Genomic DNA, 406 nt, shown 5'->3' on the forward strand with positions numbered 1-406 from the left:
AAGAAGACGCCCGGTACCACCAACCCCGAGCAGTTGTTCGCAGCAGGGTTCGCCGCCTGTTTCACCTCCGCGCTCGCCGAGGGCGCAGCCGAGTTCGGGGCGGACGCCTCGGCCGCGCGCGTCGCGTGCGAGGTACGGCTCGGTACGACGGACACGCCCGCGGGGTACGGTCTCGCGGTCGGCCTCACGGTCTCCCTGGCGGGGTGGAAGGCGGGCGACCTGCTGCCCCTGCTCCACCGGGCGGATGCGGTCTGCCCCTACTCACAGGCGGTCCGCGGGAACATCGAGCTCTCGCTGCGGGCCGTTGACGACACCGCCGCCGACACCGCCGCCGACACCGCCGCCGACGCCGGTGCCTGAGGCGACGGACGCCCCCGGGCGCCCCGCACCGGAGGGCGGACAGGGC

The 406-nt window shown here is 75.1% G+C and carries 1 protein-coding gene; it reads left to right on the plus strand.

The window, feature by feature from the left end:
* Nucleotides 1-360, plus strand: a 360-nt coding sequence (locus tag G3I78_RS49815) for an Ohr family peroxiredoxin (protein ID WP_164437290.1), incomplete at its 5' end; no start/stop codon positions are given.
* Between the last annotated feature and the right edge of the window lie 46 nt (nucleotides 361-406).

Origin of the sequence: Streptomyces sp. SID13726, assembly GCF_010548375.1 — a bacterium.
GTDB lineage: Bacteria > Actinomycetota > Actinomycetes > Streptomycetales > Streptomycetaceae > Streptomyces.